The organism is Streptomyces sp. NPDC054849 (genome assembly GCF_053610945.1).
In genome coordinates this window covers 15,689-29,982 of the sequence record NZ_JBSGZI010000103.1, presented here as the reverse complement: position 1 = coordinate 29,982, position 14,294 = coordinate 15,689, and the positions used below count along the sequence as shown (strand labels likewise).

Annotated in this window: 13 protein-coding genes, 1 tRNA gene and 1 pseudogene; 6 read left to right on the top strand and 9 right to left on the bottom strand. The window is 72.6% G+C overall.

Going from position 1 to position 14,294, the window contains the following annotated elements; all coding sequences use genetic code 11:
- Positions 1-13: 13 nt before the first annotated feature.
- From ACWGIF_RS31540 to ACWGIF_RS31525, 4 genes and pseudogenes are all read right to left on the bottom strand, one after another.
- Positions 14-87: transfer RNA gene (locus ACWGIF_RS31540), tRNA-Lys, on the bottom strand.
- Positions 78-696: pseudogene (locus ACWGIF_RS31535) on the bottom strand (bifunctional DNA primase/polymerase). Before ACWGIF_RS31535 ends, ACWGIF_RS31540 begins: the two are co-directional and overlap by 10 nt.
- A 180-nt stretch (positions 697-876) precedes the next feature.
- Positions 877-1,218: a hypothetical protein gene (locus ACWGIF_RS31530; protein ID WP_453502584.1), complete on the bottom strand. Its 342-nt coding sequence runs from the start codon at positions 1,216-1,218 to the stop codon at positions 877-879.
- A gap of 252 nt (positions 1,219-1,470) precedes the next feature.
- On the bottom strand, positions 1,471-2,040 hold the full coding sequence (locus ACWGIF_RS31525) for an NADPH-dependent FMN reductase (protein ID WP_453502583.1): 570 nt from the start codon (positions 2,038-2,040) through the stop codon (positions 1,471-1,473).
- 115 nt (positions 2,041-2,155) lie between these two features.
- Here ACWGIF_RS31525 and ACWGIF_RS31520 point away from each other — a divergent pair, with 115 nt between their 5' ends.
- Entirely contained in the window at positions 2,156-2,632 is a 477-nt protein-coding gene (locus ACWGIF_RS31520; protein ID WP_453502581.1) for a MarR family winged helix-turn-helix transcriptional regulator, read from the top strand.
- Positions 2,633-2,642: 10 nt separating this feature from the next.
- Here ACWGIF_RS31520 and ACWGIF_RS31515 read toward each other — a convergent pair whose 3' ends face one another.
- Complete coding sequence (locus ACWGIF_RS31515; protein ID WP_453502580.1) at positions 2,643-2,810, bottom strand: hypothetical protein; 168 nt, start codon at positions 2,808-2,810, stop codon at positions 2,643-2,645.
- A gap of 242 nt (positions 2,811-3,052) precedes the next feature.
- Here ACWGIF_RS31515 and ACWGIF_RS31510 point away from each other — a divergent pair, with 242 nt between their 5' ends.
- Positions 3,053-4,693, top strand: coding sequence for a recombinase family protein (locus ACWGIF_RS31510; RefSeq protein WP_453502579.1), 1,641 nt, complete (start codon positions 3,053-3,055; stop codon positions 4,691-4,693).
- Between the two features lie 137 nt (positions 4,694-4,830).
- Here ACWGIF_RS31510 and ACWGIF_RS31505 read toward each other — a convergent pair whose 3' ends face one another.
- From ACWGIF_RS31505 to ACWGIF_RS31495, 3 genes are read right to left on the bottom strand one after another with little or no spacing between them, the layout of a single operon-like run.
- On the bottom strand, positions 4,831-6,171 hold the full coding sequence (locus ACWGIF_RS31505; RefSeq protein WP_453502578.1) for an AAA domain-containing protein: 1,341 nt from the start codon (positions 6,169-6,171) through the stop codon (positions 4,831-4,833).
- Positions 6,168-7,751 carry a hypothetical protein gene (locus tag ACWGIF_RS31500; RefSeq protein WP_453502576.1) on the bottom strand — a complete coding sequence of 528 codons (1,584 nt, stop codon included), beginning with the start codon at positions 7,749-7,751 and terminating at the stop codon, positions 6,168-6,170. The genes ACWGIF_RS31505 and ACWGIF_RS31500 overlap by 4 nt, the downstream gene beginning before the upstream one ends.
- On the bottom strand, positions 7,739-8,950 hold the full coding sequence (locus ACWGIF_RS31495; RefSeq protein WP_453502575.1) for a hypothetical protein: 1,212 nt from the start codon (positions 8,948-8,950) through the stop codon (positions 7,739-7,741). Before ACWGIF_RS31495 ends, ACWGIF_RS31500 begins: the two co-directional genes overlap by 13 nt.
- A 137-nt stretch (positions 8,951-9,087) precedes the next feature.
- On the opposite strand from ACWGIF_RS31495, the gene ACWGIF_RS31490 reads away from it, so the two are divergent.
- Positions 9,088-9,684, top strand: coding sequence for a histidine phosphatase family protein (locus ACWGIF_RS31490; RefSeq protein ID WP_453502573.1), 597 nt, complete (start codon positions 9,088-9,090; stop codon positions 9,682-9,684).
- A gap of 890 nt (positions 9,685-10,574) precedes the next feature.
- Here the strand turns inward: ACWGIF_RS31490 and ACWGIF_RS31485 are convergent.
- Positions 10,575-11,894, bottom strand: coding sequence for a tetratricopeptide repeat protein (locus ACWGIF_RS31485; RefSeq protein WP_453502572.1), 1,320 nt, complete (start codon positions 11,892-11,894; stop codon positions 10,575-10,577).
- 242 nt (positions 11,895-12,136) lie between these two features.
- Between ACWGIF_RS31485 and ACWGIF_RS31480 the strand changes: the two genes are divergently transcribed.
- The 3 genes from ACWGIF_RS31480 to ACWGIF_RS31470 all read left to right on the top strand — a co-directional run bounded on the left by ACWGIF_RS31480 (position 12,137) and on the right by ACWGIF_RS31470 (position 14,279).
- Positions 12,137-12,538, top strand: a complete 402-nt coding sequence (locus ACWGIF_RS31480; protein WP_453502570.1) for a hypothetical protein — start codon at positions 12,137-12,139, stop codon at positions 12,536-12,538.
- Between the two features lie 35 nt (positions 12,539-12,573).
- Positions 12,574-13,452, top strand: coding sequence for a spermidine synthase (locus ACWGIF_RS31475; protein ID WP_453502569.1), 879 nt, complete (start codon positions 12,574-12,576; stop codon positions 13,450-13,452).
- 182 nt (positions 13,453-13,634) lie between these two features.
- Complete coding sequence (locus tag ACWGIF_RS31470) at positions 13,635-14,279, top strand: class I SAM-dependent methyltransferase (RefSeq protein WP_453502568.1); 645 nt, start codon at positions 13,635-13,637, stop codon at positions 14,277-14,279.
- The last annotated feature ends 15 nt before the right edge of the window (positions 14,280-14,294 follow it).

Here is a 14,294-nt window from a genome sequence, read left to right as displayed (position 1 = left end):
CTTCTTCCGTCTGTGCGCCGCCAGGGACTCGAACCCCGGACCCGCTGATTAAGAGTCAGCTGCTCTAACCAACTGAGCTAGCGGCGCTTGCTGACGAGGAAGACATTAGCAGGAGGATCCGCGGAACGAAAAATCGATATCCCCAGGTCCGGTCGGTGCGGGGCTGCGGGCTGCACGTACGAAGGCCCAGAGCAGGGCCTCCGGCCCGGGAAGCCACGGCTCCTGCGCGTCCGGGGCCACGAGCCACCGGGACGGACCGGGGCCGCCGGCCAGCGGGGGCACGGAGACGGCGTCGCCGCGGCCGTGGCACAGGGGCGCCGGGGTGCTGCGGGAACCTCCCCACTCCTCCCACGCCAGGAGGGCGGGAAGCCGGTGTGCGGTGCCGGGGGCGGCGAAGAGCAGCATCCGGCCGCGATGCACGGCGACCGGGCCGGAGCCGGGGCCCTCGGCCCAGAGCAGGTCCAGGATGCGGCGCCCGAGGACGAGCGGGACGTTGACGACGTCGAAGGCGTTGCCGCAGGGCAGCGTGGCGGATGCGGCGGGACGGGCCAGCCACAGCGCGAGGGTGGTCCGGGGGTGGGCGGAGGCGGAGGCGAGCCAGGCGGCGCCCTGCGGGGTGACGTGCGTGGCGGGCGCGGTGCGCGCGGACCGCGCGTCGAGGGCGGGGCAGCCGGGAGCCGTCGTCAGGGTCGTCATATGCCAAGGTCTACCGGCCGTAGTGGCCCGGTTTCCGGGAGTTACCGGAAACCGGGACAGGGAGGGCGGCTTTGGGGTATGTTGCGCCCCGCATATGCCATTCCGGTGCGCTTGGCGGTGCGGTCTCGTGGGTCTGCGGCGCCACTGCCGGGCCCGCGCGCCGGTCGGCCCGGGCCCTCGCTACGGCGTACCCGCGCCGCGCTGGAGGGTTTCGCCGAACTCGATCATCTTGCGGGCGTAGTCCTCGGTCCATTCCGCCTGCTCCGCGATCGCCGCGGTGGACAGGCGGTCGAAGCGCCCCGGGTCCGCGAGCTGCGCCGCGGCCATCGCCTGGAACTCCACGGCCCGGTCCTGGGCCGCCCGGAAGGCGAGGGTCAGTTCGGTGGCGCGGGCCAGCAGCTCCCGCGGGTCCTCGATGGACTCCAGATCGAAGAAGTGCTCCGGATCCGCCACGGCCTCCGAGGGCTCGAAGAGCAGCGGCGCCGGCCGTAGCCGCCGCTCGGTCCGCTCGGGCTCTGCCATGCGTGTCCTCCTGCTGCGCGTGCGAAATCCTTCCGGGCCACCGTCCATTGTCCAACGCCGCGCAAGACCCCACAGCGGTGGGCTGGAACGCCAGTACGGCCGGTGAGGCGCACGAGCAGGCGGGCGGCCTCAGGGGCGGGGGAGTCGCGCAGGTGATCGGCCGGAGCCGTCACGGAGCCGGCATTCAGCCGTCACGGAGCCGTCACCGGCCGCACGCGCCCGCTCCGTACGGCCGCCTGGCCGAGCGCCGGCTCAGACCGTCACGGACTCCGCGGCGCGCTGCGCGGCCAGCTCCGCGACGTCGTCCAGTACGCCGGCCAGCTCGCCCGCGAGCGTCTCGGGAGCCTGGAACCCCTCGGCTCCGACCAGCTTCGGGATCCCCGGGATCGCGACGGAGCGCTCCGCGGGCAGCATGCCGAGCCGGGTGAGCACCGGCAGCAGCATCTCGGCGGCCGGGGCGCCGCCGGTGGGGCCGGCGCTGTAGCTGACGATGCCGACCGGCTTGCCCTTCCACTCGTTGTAGAGGAAGTCGATGGCGTTCTTGAAGGGGGCCGTGAAGCCGCCGTTGTACATCGGCAGGACGAAGAGGAAGGCGTCGGCGGAGTCGACCAGCGCGCTCCAGTCGCGGGTGTGCTGATGGGCGTAGTTCCCGGTGGAGGCGTATTCCGGTTCGTCCAGGAAGGGCAGTGCGATCTCGGCGAGGTCGACGGGGGTGACCTCGAAGCCGCCGCGCTCACGGGCCTGCTCGGTGACCCAGCGCGCGAGGGGGCGGCCGGAGGAGGTGGGGCGGGTGGCGGCGGAGATGACGTGCAGACGGGTCATGGCTGGAGCTCCTGAGGAGTGGTGGAGTGGTTGATGTGTCACCTATAGAACCCGGATGTTGATGACGTGTCAACCAGATAGGTGATGTATCACCGACCTGGCTAGAGTGGCAGGCATGACCCCGGTACCCGAGCCGCGCTGGCTCACCGAGTCCGAGCAGGACGCCTGGTACGCGTGGCGGCGGACGTTCCCGCTGGTCAACGCGGGGATCGCGCGCGACCTCAGCCAGGACAGCGGGCTCTCCGAGGCCGACTACGACGTCCTGTCGGTGCTCGGCTCCACCGACGGCCACCGCCTGCGGATCAGCGCCCTGGCCGAGCTGATGCAGTGGTCGCGCAGCCGGCTGTCCCACCAGCTCACCCGCATGGAACAGCGCGGCATCGTCCGCCGCGAGGAGGTCGCCACCGACGGCCGGGGCGCGGAGGTGGTGCTCACCGAGACCGGCGTGGCCACGATCACCGAGGCGGCCCCACTCCACGTGGAGTCGGTGCGCCGCCACCTGATCGACCTGCTGACGCCGGAGCAGCTGCGCACCCTGGCCGAGGTGGGCGAGGTGCTCGGCGCCCGGACGGGCGCGCGGCGGAAGGCGTGAGTCCACGCCCTCAGGCCACCCGCTCGGCGGGCCGGACGGGCGGCTCGCCGACGGCGATGTGCCGGGCGCGGGTGACGGCGTAGCCCACCGCGTCCGCGACGTCCGAGGCCTGCGGGCGCTCGAAGTCCCCCAGCCGGGCTGTCGGCGCCCGCCGGGGGCTTGCGGGGTTCTCGCTCACGGCAGCGCCTCCGGGTCGGCGGACCGGAGGGCGCGTAGGCCGCCCACCGGACGAGTCGGCCCCCATCGTGGCCGCCCCCGTCCCGGGATCCCGCACAGGCGCCACCGGATTCCCCCCGGGTGGCCGAAACGCACACGGCCTCAAGGGGCTCGGAACCGAGTGGTTCGCCTCCCAGGCCTCGGAAACTAAGACCACCATGTAATGTTGCTGTGTGTAGAGGGGTCTACACAGGGGGTAACTGCATGTCGTACAGGCCGCCACCGGGTGCTCGTGTCCTGAAGATGCGGCGCATCAGTCGAGATTCTGAGGACAGTTCTGCTCTGGCGCGTCAAGCTGAAGCTCTGGACGGCGCAGCCGCTGAGAGCCGGTTCGACGTGGTGGGAGACGTTGAGGACTCGTTCATCTCGGGTGCTGTCCGCCCCGAGGAGCGCCCTGGCCTTGGCAGGTGGATGCGAGAGCCGCTCTGGTACGAGTGGGACGCGATCATGGTCACCTCCCTGGATCGCATCACCCGGAACCAGACGCATTGGGAGATGTTCGCCGACAAGTGCTACCAGGACGGCAAGGGCGTCATCTGCCTTGATGACCCCGCCTTGGACATCACTCCTGGCAATGGCCGGATGATCGCTTACATCAAGGCAACACAAGCGCAGGAGTACCGTGAATCCATCGTGCGGAAGCGGCGGAATCAGACTCAGTACTACCGCGACGAATGCCTTTGGGGCGGCGGGACTTGGCCCTTCGGCTATAGGCCGGTCCTCACGGAGTATCAGGGTCGGCAGCGCTACAGACTGCTCATCGACCGCGTGACGGGCCCGCTGATCCGTGAGGCGTACGAGCGAATCGCGGAGCAGGAGTGGTCCATGAGCCGTCTCTGTCAGGACTGGAACGAGCGCGGTGTCCTCACGTCGCAGGACTATCAGCGAAGCGTCAACGGAGCCGAGGGGAAGGCCGGGGTCAGGACGGCCGTCAAGGGATCCAAGTGGACCACGTCCACCTTGGGAAAGATGCTGAAGAAGCCGATCCTCAAGGGGATCGCCATGCACCAAGGGGAGCCGCTTCTTCGTGACGGAATTCCTGTCCGATGGGCTGATCCCATCCTCAGCGATGATGAATTCGACAAGCTGCAGGCGGCGGTATCAGCGCTGGGTCGGCATCGTGCCGGAATCAAGTCCAATGCGTCTCCCATGGCAGGCGTGCTCTACTGTCCGTGCGGCAGGAAGATGTACGAGAACAGCTCGATCGGGAAGCTGAACACGGGAGGGATTCGGCACCACAAGTACTTCCGCTGCTCTTCCTGGTCCAACGGCAAGGCGTGCGACTTCTCCGTCTCCTGGTCTCAGGATCAGCTGTACGCGACTGCGGAGCATGCATTCCTGGTCAAGCTGGGTGGCGAAGAGATCACCGAGCGCCGGTATGTTCCGGGCAGGGACAACAGGAAGCAAATCAATGAGCTTGAGCGCTCCATCGACAATCTGTCGCAATCAATCGCCTTGGCCGCCTCTCCTGTGGTGGTCGCCTCTCTGACCGGCACAATGGAGCGGCATGCAGCCAACCTTGAGGAGCTGATGGCGGAACCTTTCGTTCCTGGCCGGTGGGAGGTTGCTGGCACCGGCCAGACCTACGCCGAGAAGTGGTCTGCAATGACAGGATGGAAGGAGCAGGGGCCTTTCCTTCGCCAGGCTGGCTTTCGGCTCTTCATCTGCGCCCGCCCCGGGACGAGTGGGCGAGATATGGCTATCCATGTCATCTCTCCGAATGACGTCGCTGAGAGGGTGAGTGATGCCTTGCCTGGATCCGTTGAGCCGAGTGACGAAGAAGCGTGGAACCTTGAAGCTTTGAAGATCTTCAAGGAGATCCTAAAGGCAGAGATCGACCGGTGAGGTGCGTGCCTCTTCAGTGAGTCATGGCCCGTTTCAAGCAGGGCCTTTGTGGTTGATCAAGACGTCTGGGAAGAATGCGGAGGGCTCGACCTCGTTGGCGCGACTAGACCACCCCGCACCGTGAGACGGCCTGTGTCCTACGGCCTCCACGAGACGCGGTGGTTGGACCAGAAATCCCACGTGGACATCATCGCCTCCCAGCCGTCCGGGAACTTCACGGTCACGCCCAGCTGGACCGGTTCCGTGGACGGGTGGTCGTCCAGGAGTTCCGCTACGCCCGCCCGGGCCACCACCACGCACGCGTGCCGGTGCCGGGAGGCCAGGACGCACAGGCGGCCCGTCTCCAGGTGGAAGGCCGTCGCGTCCGGGCGGCCCGACAGGGGGTGGAGGACCACGGTGAGGTCGTACTCGCGGCCCTGGAGCCGGTTCGCGGTGTCGACCGTGACACCCGTGACGCCGAGCGAGACCAGCGCCGCGCGGACCGCGGCCGCCTGGTCGCGGTGGGCGGTGCCGACCGCGATCCGGTCGGCGGTCAGCGCGGCCGGCTCCGGGGACCGTTCGTCCGAGGTCACCGCCCCGCGGTCCAGGGCCCGGCGGACCACCAGGGCCACCGCCCGGACCGCCTCCGGGTCGGTGCGCGGGGTGTGCCGCGCGGGCAGCTCCAGCAGGCCCCAGCCCGCCTCGGCCGCCTCGTCCAGCACCCGGTCCGGGCCCGACCCGTCCGAGGGGACCCCGTACGACAGCCGCCGCTCGCCCGGGCCCGTACCGCTGCGGAACTGCGTGTACGGGTAGAAGGCGCGGGAGACCAGAGGCGCCGCCGTCGCCGGCAGCCGCCAGGACACCGGCAACCGGTGCTGCGGCAGCTGCGGGTTGTGCGCGAGCAGGGTGCTCACCGCCGACGCGGACGGGTCGTAGGACAGGCCCGCCCACTGCTCCGCGCCGACCACGCTGAAGGGGTCCAACTGCCCCGGGTCGCCCACGAACAGCGCCCGGTCGAACAACCCGGCCACGGCCAGCAGTGCGTCCGAACGCATCTGGTACGCCTCGTCGACGATGGCGTGCTGCCAGGGCTCGACGTCCTTGACGAAGGCCCACTTCGCCGCGGTCGAGAGGGTGATCGGCAGCTCCGCGAGGTCCCCCGGCTTGGCCGACAGGGTGACCGAGGGCAGCTCCCGCAGCGCCGGGTCGTAGGCGTCGCCCTCGCTGCTGTGCAGCCGGCCGACCTTCAGCTCCGGATCCTTGTCGGCGAGGCGCAGCACCAGGTCGTCGACCTGTGCGTTCGTCTGTGCCACGACCATCAGCCGGCGCCCGGCCGCGGCCAGCTCCCGGGCCGCCCGCACGACAAGCGTGGACTTGCCGGCGCCGGGCGGGGAGTCGACGACCACACCCCGCTCCGTCCCGTGCAGGGTGTCGTGCAGGATCGCGGCGGTCGCCCGGGCGGCCGCCGCGCCCGGATCGAAGGATGCGGTCGCGGTCACAGCAGGTCCTCGTCGGTCACGGTGTCGGGCAGGGGGACGGCGCTCAGATGCCCGGGCGGGCCGCCGTGGGTCCACGGGGTCTTCTCGGGCTCCGGGAGCTTCGGGCCGCCGCGCGCGTCGTGCTCGAAGAGCGTCCAGCACACCCGGTCGCCCTTCTCCGGCACCGAGCCCGGCTCCGGGTCGCGGCCGCGGCCCATCTTGTCGAGGAGCCGCAGCACCACCTGGCCGTCCTCCTCACAGCGTACGAACTGCGCGCTCTGCGGGCGTCCGTCCAGCGAGCGGAACACCTTCCCGCCGCCCCCGTCCGCGAGCTGCGGCCGGTCCTCCGTCGCCACCGTCACCAGCGGGCGCGGGCTCGGCCGCTTCGACTCCGTCCACTCCATCACCACCTCGGTGACCTCGCCGGCGAAGGCCTCGCCCGCAAGGCGGCGGCCCGCCATCACCAGGGGGTCGTCCAGCGCCTCCTGGGCGTCGAGCCGCACCTGCTCGGTCTCCCGCGTGGCCAGCTTCTGCGCCGCGGTCACCGCGTCGTCGCGGCGCGGCTGCGGCGGCTCGCCCGCCCGTACGCGGTCCCGGTGGCCGGTGTACGACCAGCGGTCGCGCGTCCAGCGCTCCTCCGCGCGCTCGCCCGGCGGCAGGGTGCGCAGCAGGTCGATGGCCTCCCACGTCATCGACCAGGTCCGCGACATCTGGGGTACGACCAGCCGGCGCACGGTCCGTTCGGCCAGCCGCACCTCGGTGTCGTCGCCTTCGGGCCGGGCCGCGAGGGCGGTGCGCGCCGCGTCGTAGCGGGCGATCGCGGGGGCCAGGAGCTTGTTGTCGAAGGCCGGATCGGTGGCCGGACCGGCCGGCGGGCACAGCAGCTGGCCGTCCCGGTCGCGGCCCAGCTCCGCCCGGAGGGCCGCCTCGGCCCCCGACCGGCCCTCGGGTGGGTCGATCCAGCCCAGCAGCGCCCCCAGGTGCTGGTCCTCCAGGTTGCTCTGGCCGGTCGCCCAGTGCCGGGACAGCAGGTCCGTCGCCGACAGCAGCATCGAGGACCCGGGTACCCGTGAGCGCTCGGCGAGGTGGGTGAACCACCGCCCGAGCATCGGTACCCGCGAGGGCGCAGGGTAGGGGTTGTCGGGATCCTCCTCGGCGGTGCGCCGGAACCGCATCGACCGCCCGAGCAGCCGTACGTACTCGATGCCGGCACGGCTCGGCACGATCAGCTGCGGCGCGTCCACGCACAGCTCGGTCTCGACCTTGACCCGCTTGCCCGTCTCGGGGTCGGTCTCGCTGCGCTCGGCCGGCTCCACCTCGTCCGCGTACGCGTCGATGTGGGCCAGCACGTGGACCGCGAGGTCCGCGAGGAACGCCCAGCGCTGGTCGCGGTCGCGTGGCTGGGGTATGACGAAGACGTGCGGCTCGTGCCGGTCGGTCCCGACGAGGGCGCCCAGCGGAGCGCCCGTCTCGCCGGCCGTGGTGAGCGGGACGAAGACCATCGGGTTCTCGCTGAGGTGGCGGTGGCGTACGGTCGCGAGCGGCTGGGCGCGGCCCGCACGGACGGCCTCCAGCCGGGCCAGGGTGCTCAGCAGGGGCATGCGGGGGTCTCCGGGGCGTGGTGCGGGGGACGGGCGGCGGCGAGCTCCAGCGCCTCGGCGCGCAGGCGGGCCGCGCGGTGCAGTGCGGCGGCGGTGGGATCCTCGGCGCAGCCGGTCCCGGTGGCCGCCGCGAGGGCCTCCTCGACGGTGGTCAGCGCGCCCAGCTCACCCCGGACGGACCGGCCCAGCGCGGTCACCTCGTCGGCGGCGCGGGCGCGGTCCCGGCAGTGGAAGGCCAGCTCGCAGGCGGCCAGGCACTCGGGGACGTAGGCGGCGTCGACCGCGGACACCGCCTCGGTCAGTTCCTCTGCGGTCAGCGCCGGGTCGAAGGTGAGCCCCTCGGGCAGGGCGGCGGCCAGCTCCTCGACCCGGGTCAGCCGCTCCAGCTGGCGCCGGGTCACGGAGCGCTCGCGGCGGATGTCGACGGGCGCGGCGGTGGGCAGGTTGGAGAAGTCCTTGGGACAGACCAGGAGCACGGTGTGGCCGACCACGGCGCCGTCCAGCTTCTCGGCGGTCTTCTCCAGGGCCAGGACGTAGACGGCGGCCTGGCGGGCGGCGGCGCCCACCTTCGCGGCGTCGGAGGCCCCGTCGATCATCGGGAAGGACTTGATCTCCACGACGGTCCAGCGGCCGTCGGGATGTACGACGACGGCGTCCGGCTCCAGATAGGCCGGGGAGCCCGCCACCTCCAGGGCCAGCATCGGGTGGTCCAGCAGGGTCCAGGCTCCGGAGTCACGCCCGGCGGCGGTGGCCTCGCGCAGGGCGAGCGCGGTCCGGGCGGCGCGGCCCTCGGGCCCGGCGGCGGTCAGGTCGGGGACGCGGGCGCCCGCCCCGGGGGGTTCGGCGGCGGTGTCGAGGTGGCCGTGGACCAGACGCAGCAGCTCGGCTCCGCCGTCGCCCTTGACCTTGGCCTCGAAGGAGTTTCCGCGGACTATCGCGAACTGCGACTGCCCGAAGGCGGCGGGGGAGCCGAGTGCCGCGGCGAGGACGGTCTTGTCCACGCCGGCGCCGTCGAGCAGGGTGCGTCTGCCGCAGCCGGGATTGGCGGCGAGGGCCGCCAGTGCCCGGGCGTCGAGCGGACGGGGCGGCACGGCGGGGCCGCGCAGGCCGGCGAGCCGCTGCCGCAGTGTGGTCGGCTGCGCAGGGCTGCGGGGCGGGTAGGAGCTCACCCGCGGAAGTGTCCCATCCGCCACTGACAATCGTGGGCTTGGCGCGGAAACCGGATGCGGATGAGGAGGGCGGGGTGGGTGGGATCACCGGTGTTCGGGTGATGGATGATGGACGGACGAGGATTACCGCAAAACCGCACAAACTCTCATGAAACGGGAGAATTTACATGGCCCCCCGCATCCTCCTGGCCCGCCACGGCCAGACCGCGTGGTCCCAGCTCGGCAAGCACACCGGACGCACGGACGTGCCCATGCTGGAGGAGGGCAAGCGGGGAGCGAAACTGCTCGGCGAGCGGCTGGCCCGCGACCCGTGGAAGGGCCTGCCCGGCGTGGAGGTGCGCACCAGCCCGCTGGTCCGCGCGAGCGAGAGCTGCGAACTGGCGGGCTTCGGCTCCCAGGCGGAGCCGTGGGACGCCCTGATGGAATGGGACTACGGCGACTACGAGGGCATGACCCCGGCCGAGATCCAGGCCGTCCGGCCCGGCTGGCTGATCTGGCGCGACGGCGTCCCGGGCGGCGAGTCCGTCGCCGACATCGCGGCGCGCGCGGACGAGGTGGTCGCCTGGGCCCGCTCGGCGGAGCGCGACGTCCTGGTCTTCGCACACGGCCACATTCTGCGCACCCTGGCGGCCCGCTGGCTCGGCTTCGAGGCCTCCTTCGGCGCCCGCATCCGCCTGGAGCCCACCTCCCTCTCGGTCCTCGGCTGGGCCTACGGCGCCCCCGCGCTGGAACGCTGGAACGACACGGGCCACCTCGACGCGTAACGCCTCCGGCGCGGCTTGCGGGTACGGCTCGGGCTCCGCGGCCCCTGCCTGGACCCTGCGGGCGGCTTGGCGGTGTTTCCTCGGCTTGCGCTGTGGGCCGGGCGGGCGGCTTGGCGGTGTCTCCTCGGCTCGCGCCGTGGGCCGGGCGCTGCCTGGACCCTGCGGGCGGCTTGGCGGTGTTTCCTCGGCTTGCGCCGTGGGCCGGGCGCTGCCCGGACCCGCGCCTCAAACGCCGGCGGGGCTGGGATGTGCGGGCTTGTCGGCCCAGGTCGGTCCGTGGGGCCGCGCCGGGATGTCTCCTCGGCTCGCGCCTGCGGGCATGTCCCGGCTGTGCGGCCCGGGTTGCGCGCTCGTCCTGCGGGGACACCCCGCCACGTCCCCACTCCCCTCCGCCCGGAACACTGAAGGGGCTTGCTCGCACTGCCGAAGCCGGCCGTGGGGCGGGGACCCGCAGGAGGGTCCCCGCAGGACGAGCGCGCAACCCAGGCCGCACGGCGCAGCCACTGCCAAGTGCGCGAGCCGAGGAGATCCTCGTGCGGGGCGCCGCCCCACCCCCCGCACCGGTCCCTGTGGGGTCGGCCCGATCCCTGCACCGCCAGGCCTCGCACGGGTTCGGCCTGGGCCGCGCACCGTCAGGCCCGCACGGGTGCGGTCCGGGCCCGTCCCGCCAGGCCACGGCCCTGCCCGATCCCTGCACCGGCAGGCCCGCACGGGTTCGGTCCGAGCCCGCACCGCCAGGCCACGGCCCGGCCCGATCCCTGCACCGCCAGGACCCGCCCCAGGCCGCGCACCGCCAGGCTTCGCACGGGTTCCGCGCGGGCCGCGGACCGCCAGGGCCTGTACGGGTTCGGCCTGGGCCGGGTGACGTCGAGGGGGCCGCAGGGGCGCTGTCAGACCGCCGCGTGCCGGGTGAGGAAGGCCCCCACCCGAGGAGAGCGCTGATGCGGAACAAGCGCGCCGGCCGTCTCCGAGAGCATCGCGCGGATCCGAGTGGACTGGACCTCGGCCAGCAGGTCCAGGACCCGGCCGCCCGCCCACGCGGCCTCGTCGGGCGCCCCCGCGCGGGCCAGGTCGCCGGCCAGCTCGGCGGTGTAGAGGGCCACGTTCCGGGCGAAGTGCGGATCCTGGAGGTCCGCGGCGCGGCGCGCGTGCCGGGCCGCGCGGGCGTGTTCCCCGAGCGCCGTCCAGCAGCGCGCCTCCAGTGACTCCAGCTCCGCCTCGCCGAAGAAGGACATCCACTCGGGGTCGGCGTCCGACTCGCCCCGGGAGAACTCCCGGTGGGCCATGGTCAGCGACTCCTCGCAGGCCTTGCGATCGGCCAGCCCCGCCCAGCCGCCGGCCTCCCGCAGTGCGAGCAGCGACAGCAGCCGCGGGGAACCGAGGGAGCCCGCGGCGCGGCGGCCCGCCTGGGCCGCCCGTACCGCCTCGCGCGAGCGCCCGCAGTCCCGCGCCAGGAAGGCCATGTTGCTGAAGGCGTGCGCCTCCAGGGCCGCGTCCCGTGCGACCCGGGCCGTCGCGAGGGCCTCCGCGTAGTGCGAGCGGGCGTCGTCGAAGCGCCCGGAGTCGTGGGCCAGCCAGCCCACCGAGACGGCCAGTTCTCCGGCGCCGGCGTGCAGCCGGTCCTCCGTGGACTGCCGGGTGGCGCCCGCGTCGAGCAGGGCGTAGGCGGTGCGCAGCGGTTCGGCGGCTCTGCGGTACAGGGCGTCGGCCCCGTGCCGGTCGTCCAGCAGCCGGATCTGGCGTACGGCGTCCTCGACGGCCGCGGCCTCGGACTCGCCGGCGCGGGAGGGGAGGCGGCGGGTGTCGCCGAGCAGGGTGAGGCTGAGCGTCGCGGCCGCCACGGTCGCGGAGCCGCCCGCCATGAACGCGCGACGCAGCACGTCGCTCTCCTTGGAACTGGAAGGGGATCGGTGGAGGGGGGCGGAGAAGGGGGCGCGTTGCGCCGACCGGCCGCGGACGCTCTCGCGCGGGGAGAAGCCGAGGTCGGCCAGGGCGCGGCCGGGGAACATGTGGAGGAAGACCCGCTCGTAGGCGTAGTTGGGGCAGCGGATCTCGCCGGACTCGACCCGGCCGATGTAGCGGGCGTCGCAGGAAACCGTTTCTCCGATCTCCTTCGCGGCCCGGCGCACGAGGGCCGCGAACTCGGCAGGGGAGTGCTGCCCGCGCAGCCGCCGGAACGTGGAGTTGGGTGAGTGGGGGGACGCCGCCATGGACGTGACCTCTCTGGCAAGAAACCCGGCGCCGGCGCTGTGACATGGGGCCCGGCGCGCATGAACGTACCGCCAGCGACGGGGTGTTCATGCGATGTTTGGCTACAAAAGGGATATCTCACCCGCGATCTGCCATGAACTGCCATCCTTTGCAGCGTCTTGCCGCCGCACCCGTTGACGTTCGCGTGCGTTGAACCCATGCGGATACGGATCGAGGAGGGGTTCCCTTGGTGGAGGCCGGCATGGAGAGCACTGGAACGAACACCGCGCACGAACCCGGCGCGGCCCCGGATCTGGATCTGGTGACCGTGCCCGCCCGGCAGGGTCTGGAGGCGGTGGACATCATCCGCCGCGCCGCCAGCCGGGCCGGCGGCGTAGGACCCGTCCTGCACGACGGATCCGGCGACACCCTCGGCTTCCTCGTCCCCTCCGGCACCGCCGACGCCTGGGACCTCCCGGGCAGCGCGTGTACGCAGACCAACGGGCGCGGCATGCGCTTCGGCGACGCCGCCTCGCCCACCGCGGGCGCCACCGGCTGGCTGCTCCCGCCGGAGGCCGTCGGGCCGGTCACCGACCCCGAGGTGCTGCGCGCCGCTCTCGGCGAGGCGGCCCGGCTGATCGAGGCCGCGGACAACTGCCGCTGACCCGTCCGGGCCCCGCCGCCCGGCACAATGGGGAGGTGGCAGGCAAGGACAGGAACAAGGGCAGGCAGCGCGGACGCGGCAGCGCCGAGACGGTCGTCGGGCAGGTGGACGGCGGCCGGGCGGAGCTGGAGCCGGACCGTGAGCGCGCCGGGGCCTGGACCCTGCTGATCGACGGCGCCCCGCAGTCGCACGTGGACCTGGACGACCCCGGGTACCTGGACTTCGCGTACCAGCGGCGGATCGGCCACCTGATCGACCTCGTCGCGCCCGCCCGCCAGCCCCTGAACGTGGTGCACCTGGGCGGTGGCGCCTTCACCCTTGCCCGCTACACCGCCGCCTCCCGCCCCCGCTCCTCCCAGCAGATCGTCGAGATCGACGCCGCTCTGGTCGCCTTCGTACGGGAACACCTGCCGCTGGATCCGCAGGCGCGGGTCCGCGTCCGCGCGGTGGACGCGCGGGCGGGCCTGGCCAGGCTGCCGGACGGCTGGGCGGACCTGGTGATCGCGGACGTGTTCAGCGGTGCGCGCACGCCGGCGCACCTGACGAGCACCGAGTTCCTGGACGACGTACGCCGGGTCCTGGCGCCCACCGGGTGGTACGTGGCCAACCTCGCGGACGGTCCGCCGCTGACCCACCTGCGCGGGCAGATCGCGACGGCCGCGTCCCGCTTCACCGAGCTGGCACTGGCAGCCGATCCGGTGGTGTGGCGGGGGAAACGATTCGGCAACGCCGTCCTGGTGGCCGCCGACCGCGAGCTGCCCGTCGCGGAATTCACCCGCCGGGTCGCGAGCGACCCGCACCCGGGACGGGTCGAGCACGGCCGGGCGCTGGCGGACTTCGCGGGCGGCGCGGCCCCGGTCGCCGACGCCTCCGCAGTGGCCTCGCCGCAGCCTCCGCTTTCGGCCTTCCGGTAACCCCAGGGGGCCCCGGTCTCCCGCAGGGGCGTTCTGCCGGGTCGCGGGCCCGGTTCCGGATAACGGACGGGGCCGTGCTCATAAAGATCGGCGGAGTACTCCCGGCGGGCGGCCGCCGTGCGTAGCCTGTGAACCCCTAGGAGGGCTTGCCCTTCTACGACGCGTTCAGGGACGGCACAACAATGTCTGATTTCCCCGCAGCCTCTGGTGCCCCGACCCCGGGCACGCCGAGTACCCCCAGCACCGCCTCCTGCGACTACACCCGGAGACTGGCCCGCCTGGAGCAGTCCGGAATCAAGCGCCTGCTGCCCACGCAGGCGCCGTACCGGTGGAACCTGCAGCGGCTGCGCCTGGGCCGGGTCCTCGACATCGGTTGCGGGCTCGGGCGCAATCTCCTCCACTGCGGTCCCGACAGCGTGGGAGTCGACCACAACCCGTACTCGGTGCAGACCTGCCGTGAGCGCGGCCTGAACGCCTACACCCCCGACGGGCTGGCCGGCGCCCCGGACTGCGGGCCCGGATCCTTCGACAGCCTGCTGCTCGCGCACGTGCTGGAGCACGTCGACGAGGAGACCGCGGCGTCGCTGCTTGAGCAGTACCTTCCGCTGGTCAAGCCACGCGGCTTGGTCGTCATGATCACCCCGCAGGAGGTCGGCTACCGCTCCGACGCCACCCACATCCGCTGGGTCGGCTTCGACGAGTTGCGCGGCCACGCCGCCAAGGCCGGGATCGCGGTCCGGCGGACCTACTCCTTCCCCCTGCCCCGCCCGATGGGCAAGGTCTTCCCGTACAACGAATTCGTCCTGGTGGGCAGGGTCGCGGCCTGACGGTCCCGGGATCCG

Excerpts from the sequence above, each read along its gene's own strand:
- ACWGIF_RS31530 (WP_453502584.1), bottom strand. The coding sequence starts at position 1,218 with ATGGCAGAGCCCGAGCGGACCGAGCGGCGGCTACGGCCGGCGCCGCTG.
- ACWGIF_RS31525 (WP_453502583.1), bottom strand. The coding sequence starts at position 2,040 with ATGACCCGTCTGCACGTCATCTCCGCCGCCACCCGCCCCACCTCCTCC.
- ACWGIF_RS31520 (WP_453502581.1), top strand. The coding sequence starts at position 2,156 with ATGACCCCGGTACCCGAGCCGCGCTGGCTCACCGAGTCCGAGCAGGAC.
- ACWGIF_RS31510 (WP_453502579.1), top strand. The coding sequence starts at position 3,053 with ATGTCGTACAGGCCGCCACCGGGTGCTCGTGTCCTGAAGATGCGGCGC.
- ACWGIF_RS31500 (WP_453502576.1), bottom strand. The coding sequence starts at position 7,751 with ATGCCCCTGCTGAGCACCCTGGCCCGGCTGGAGGCCGTCCGTGCGGGC.
- ACWGIF_RS31490 (WP_453502573.1), top strand. The coding sequence starts at position 9,088 with ATGGCCCCCCGCATCCTCCTGGCCCGCCACGGCCAGACCGCGTGGTCC.
- ACWGIF_RS31485 (WP_453502572.1), bottom strand. The coding sequence starts at position 11,894 with ATGGCGGCGTCCCCCCACTCACCCAACTCCACGTTCCGGCGGCTGCGC.
- ACWGIF_RS31480 (WP_453502570.1), top strand. The coding sequence starts at position 12,137 with ATGGAGAGCACTGGAACGAACACCGCGCACGAACCCGGCGCGGCCCCG.
- ACWGIF_RS31470 (WP_453502568.1), top strand. The coding sequence starts at position 13,635 with ATGTCTGATTTCCCCGCAGCCTCTGGTGCCCCGACCCCGGGCACGCCG.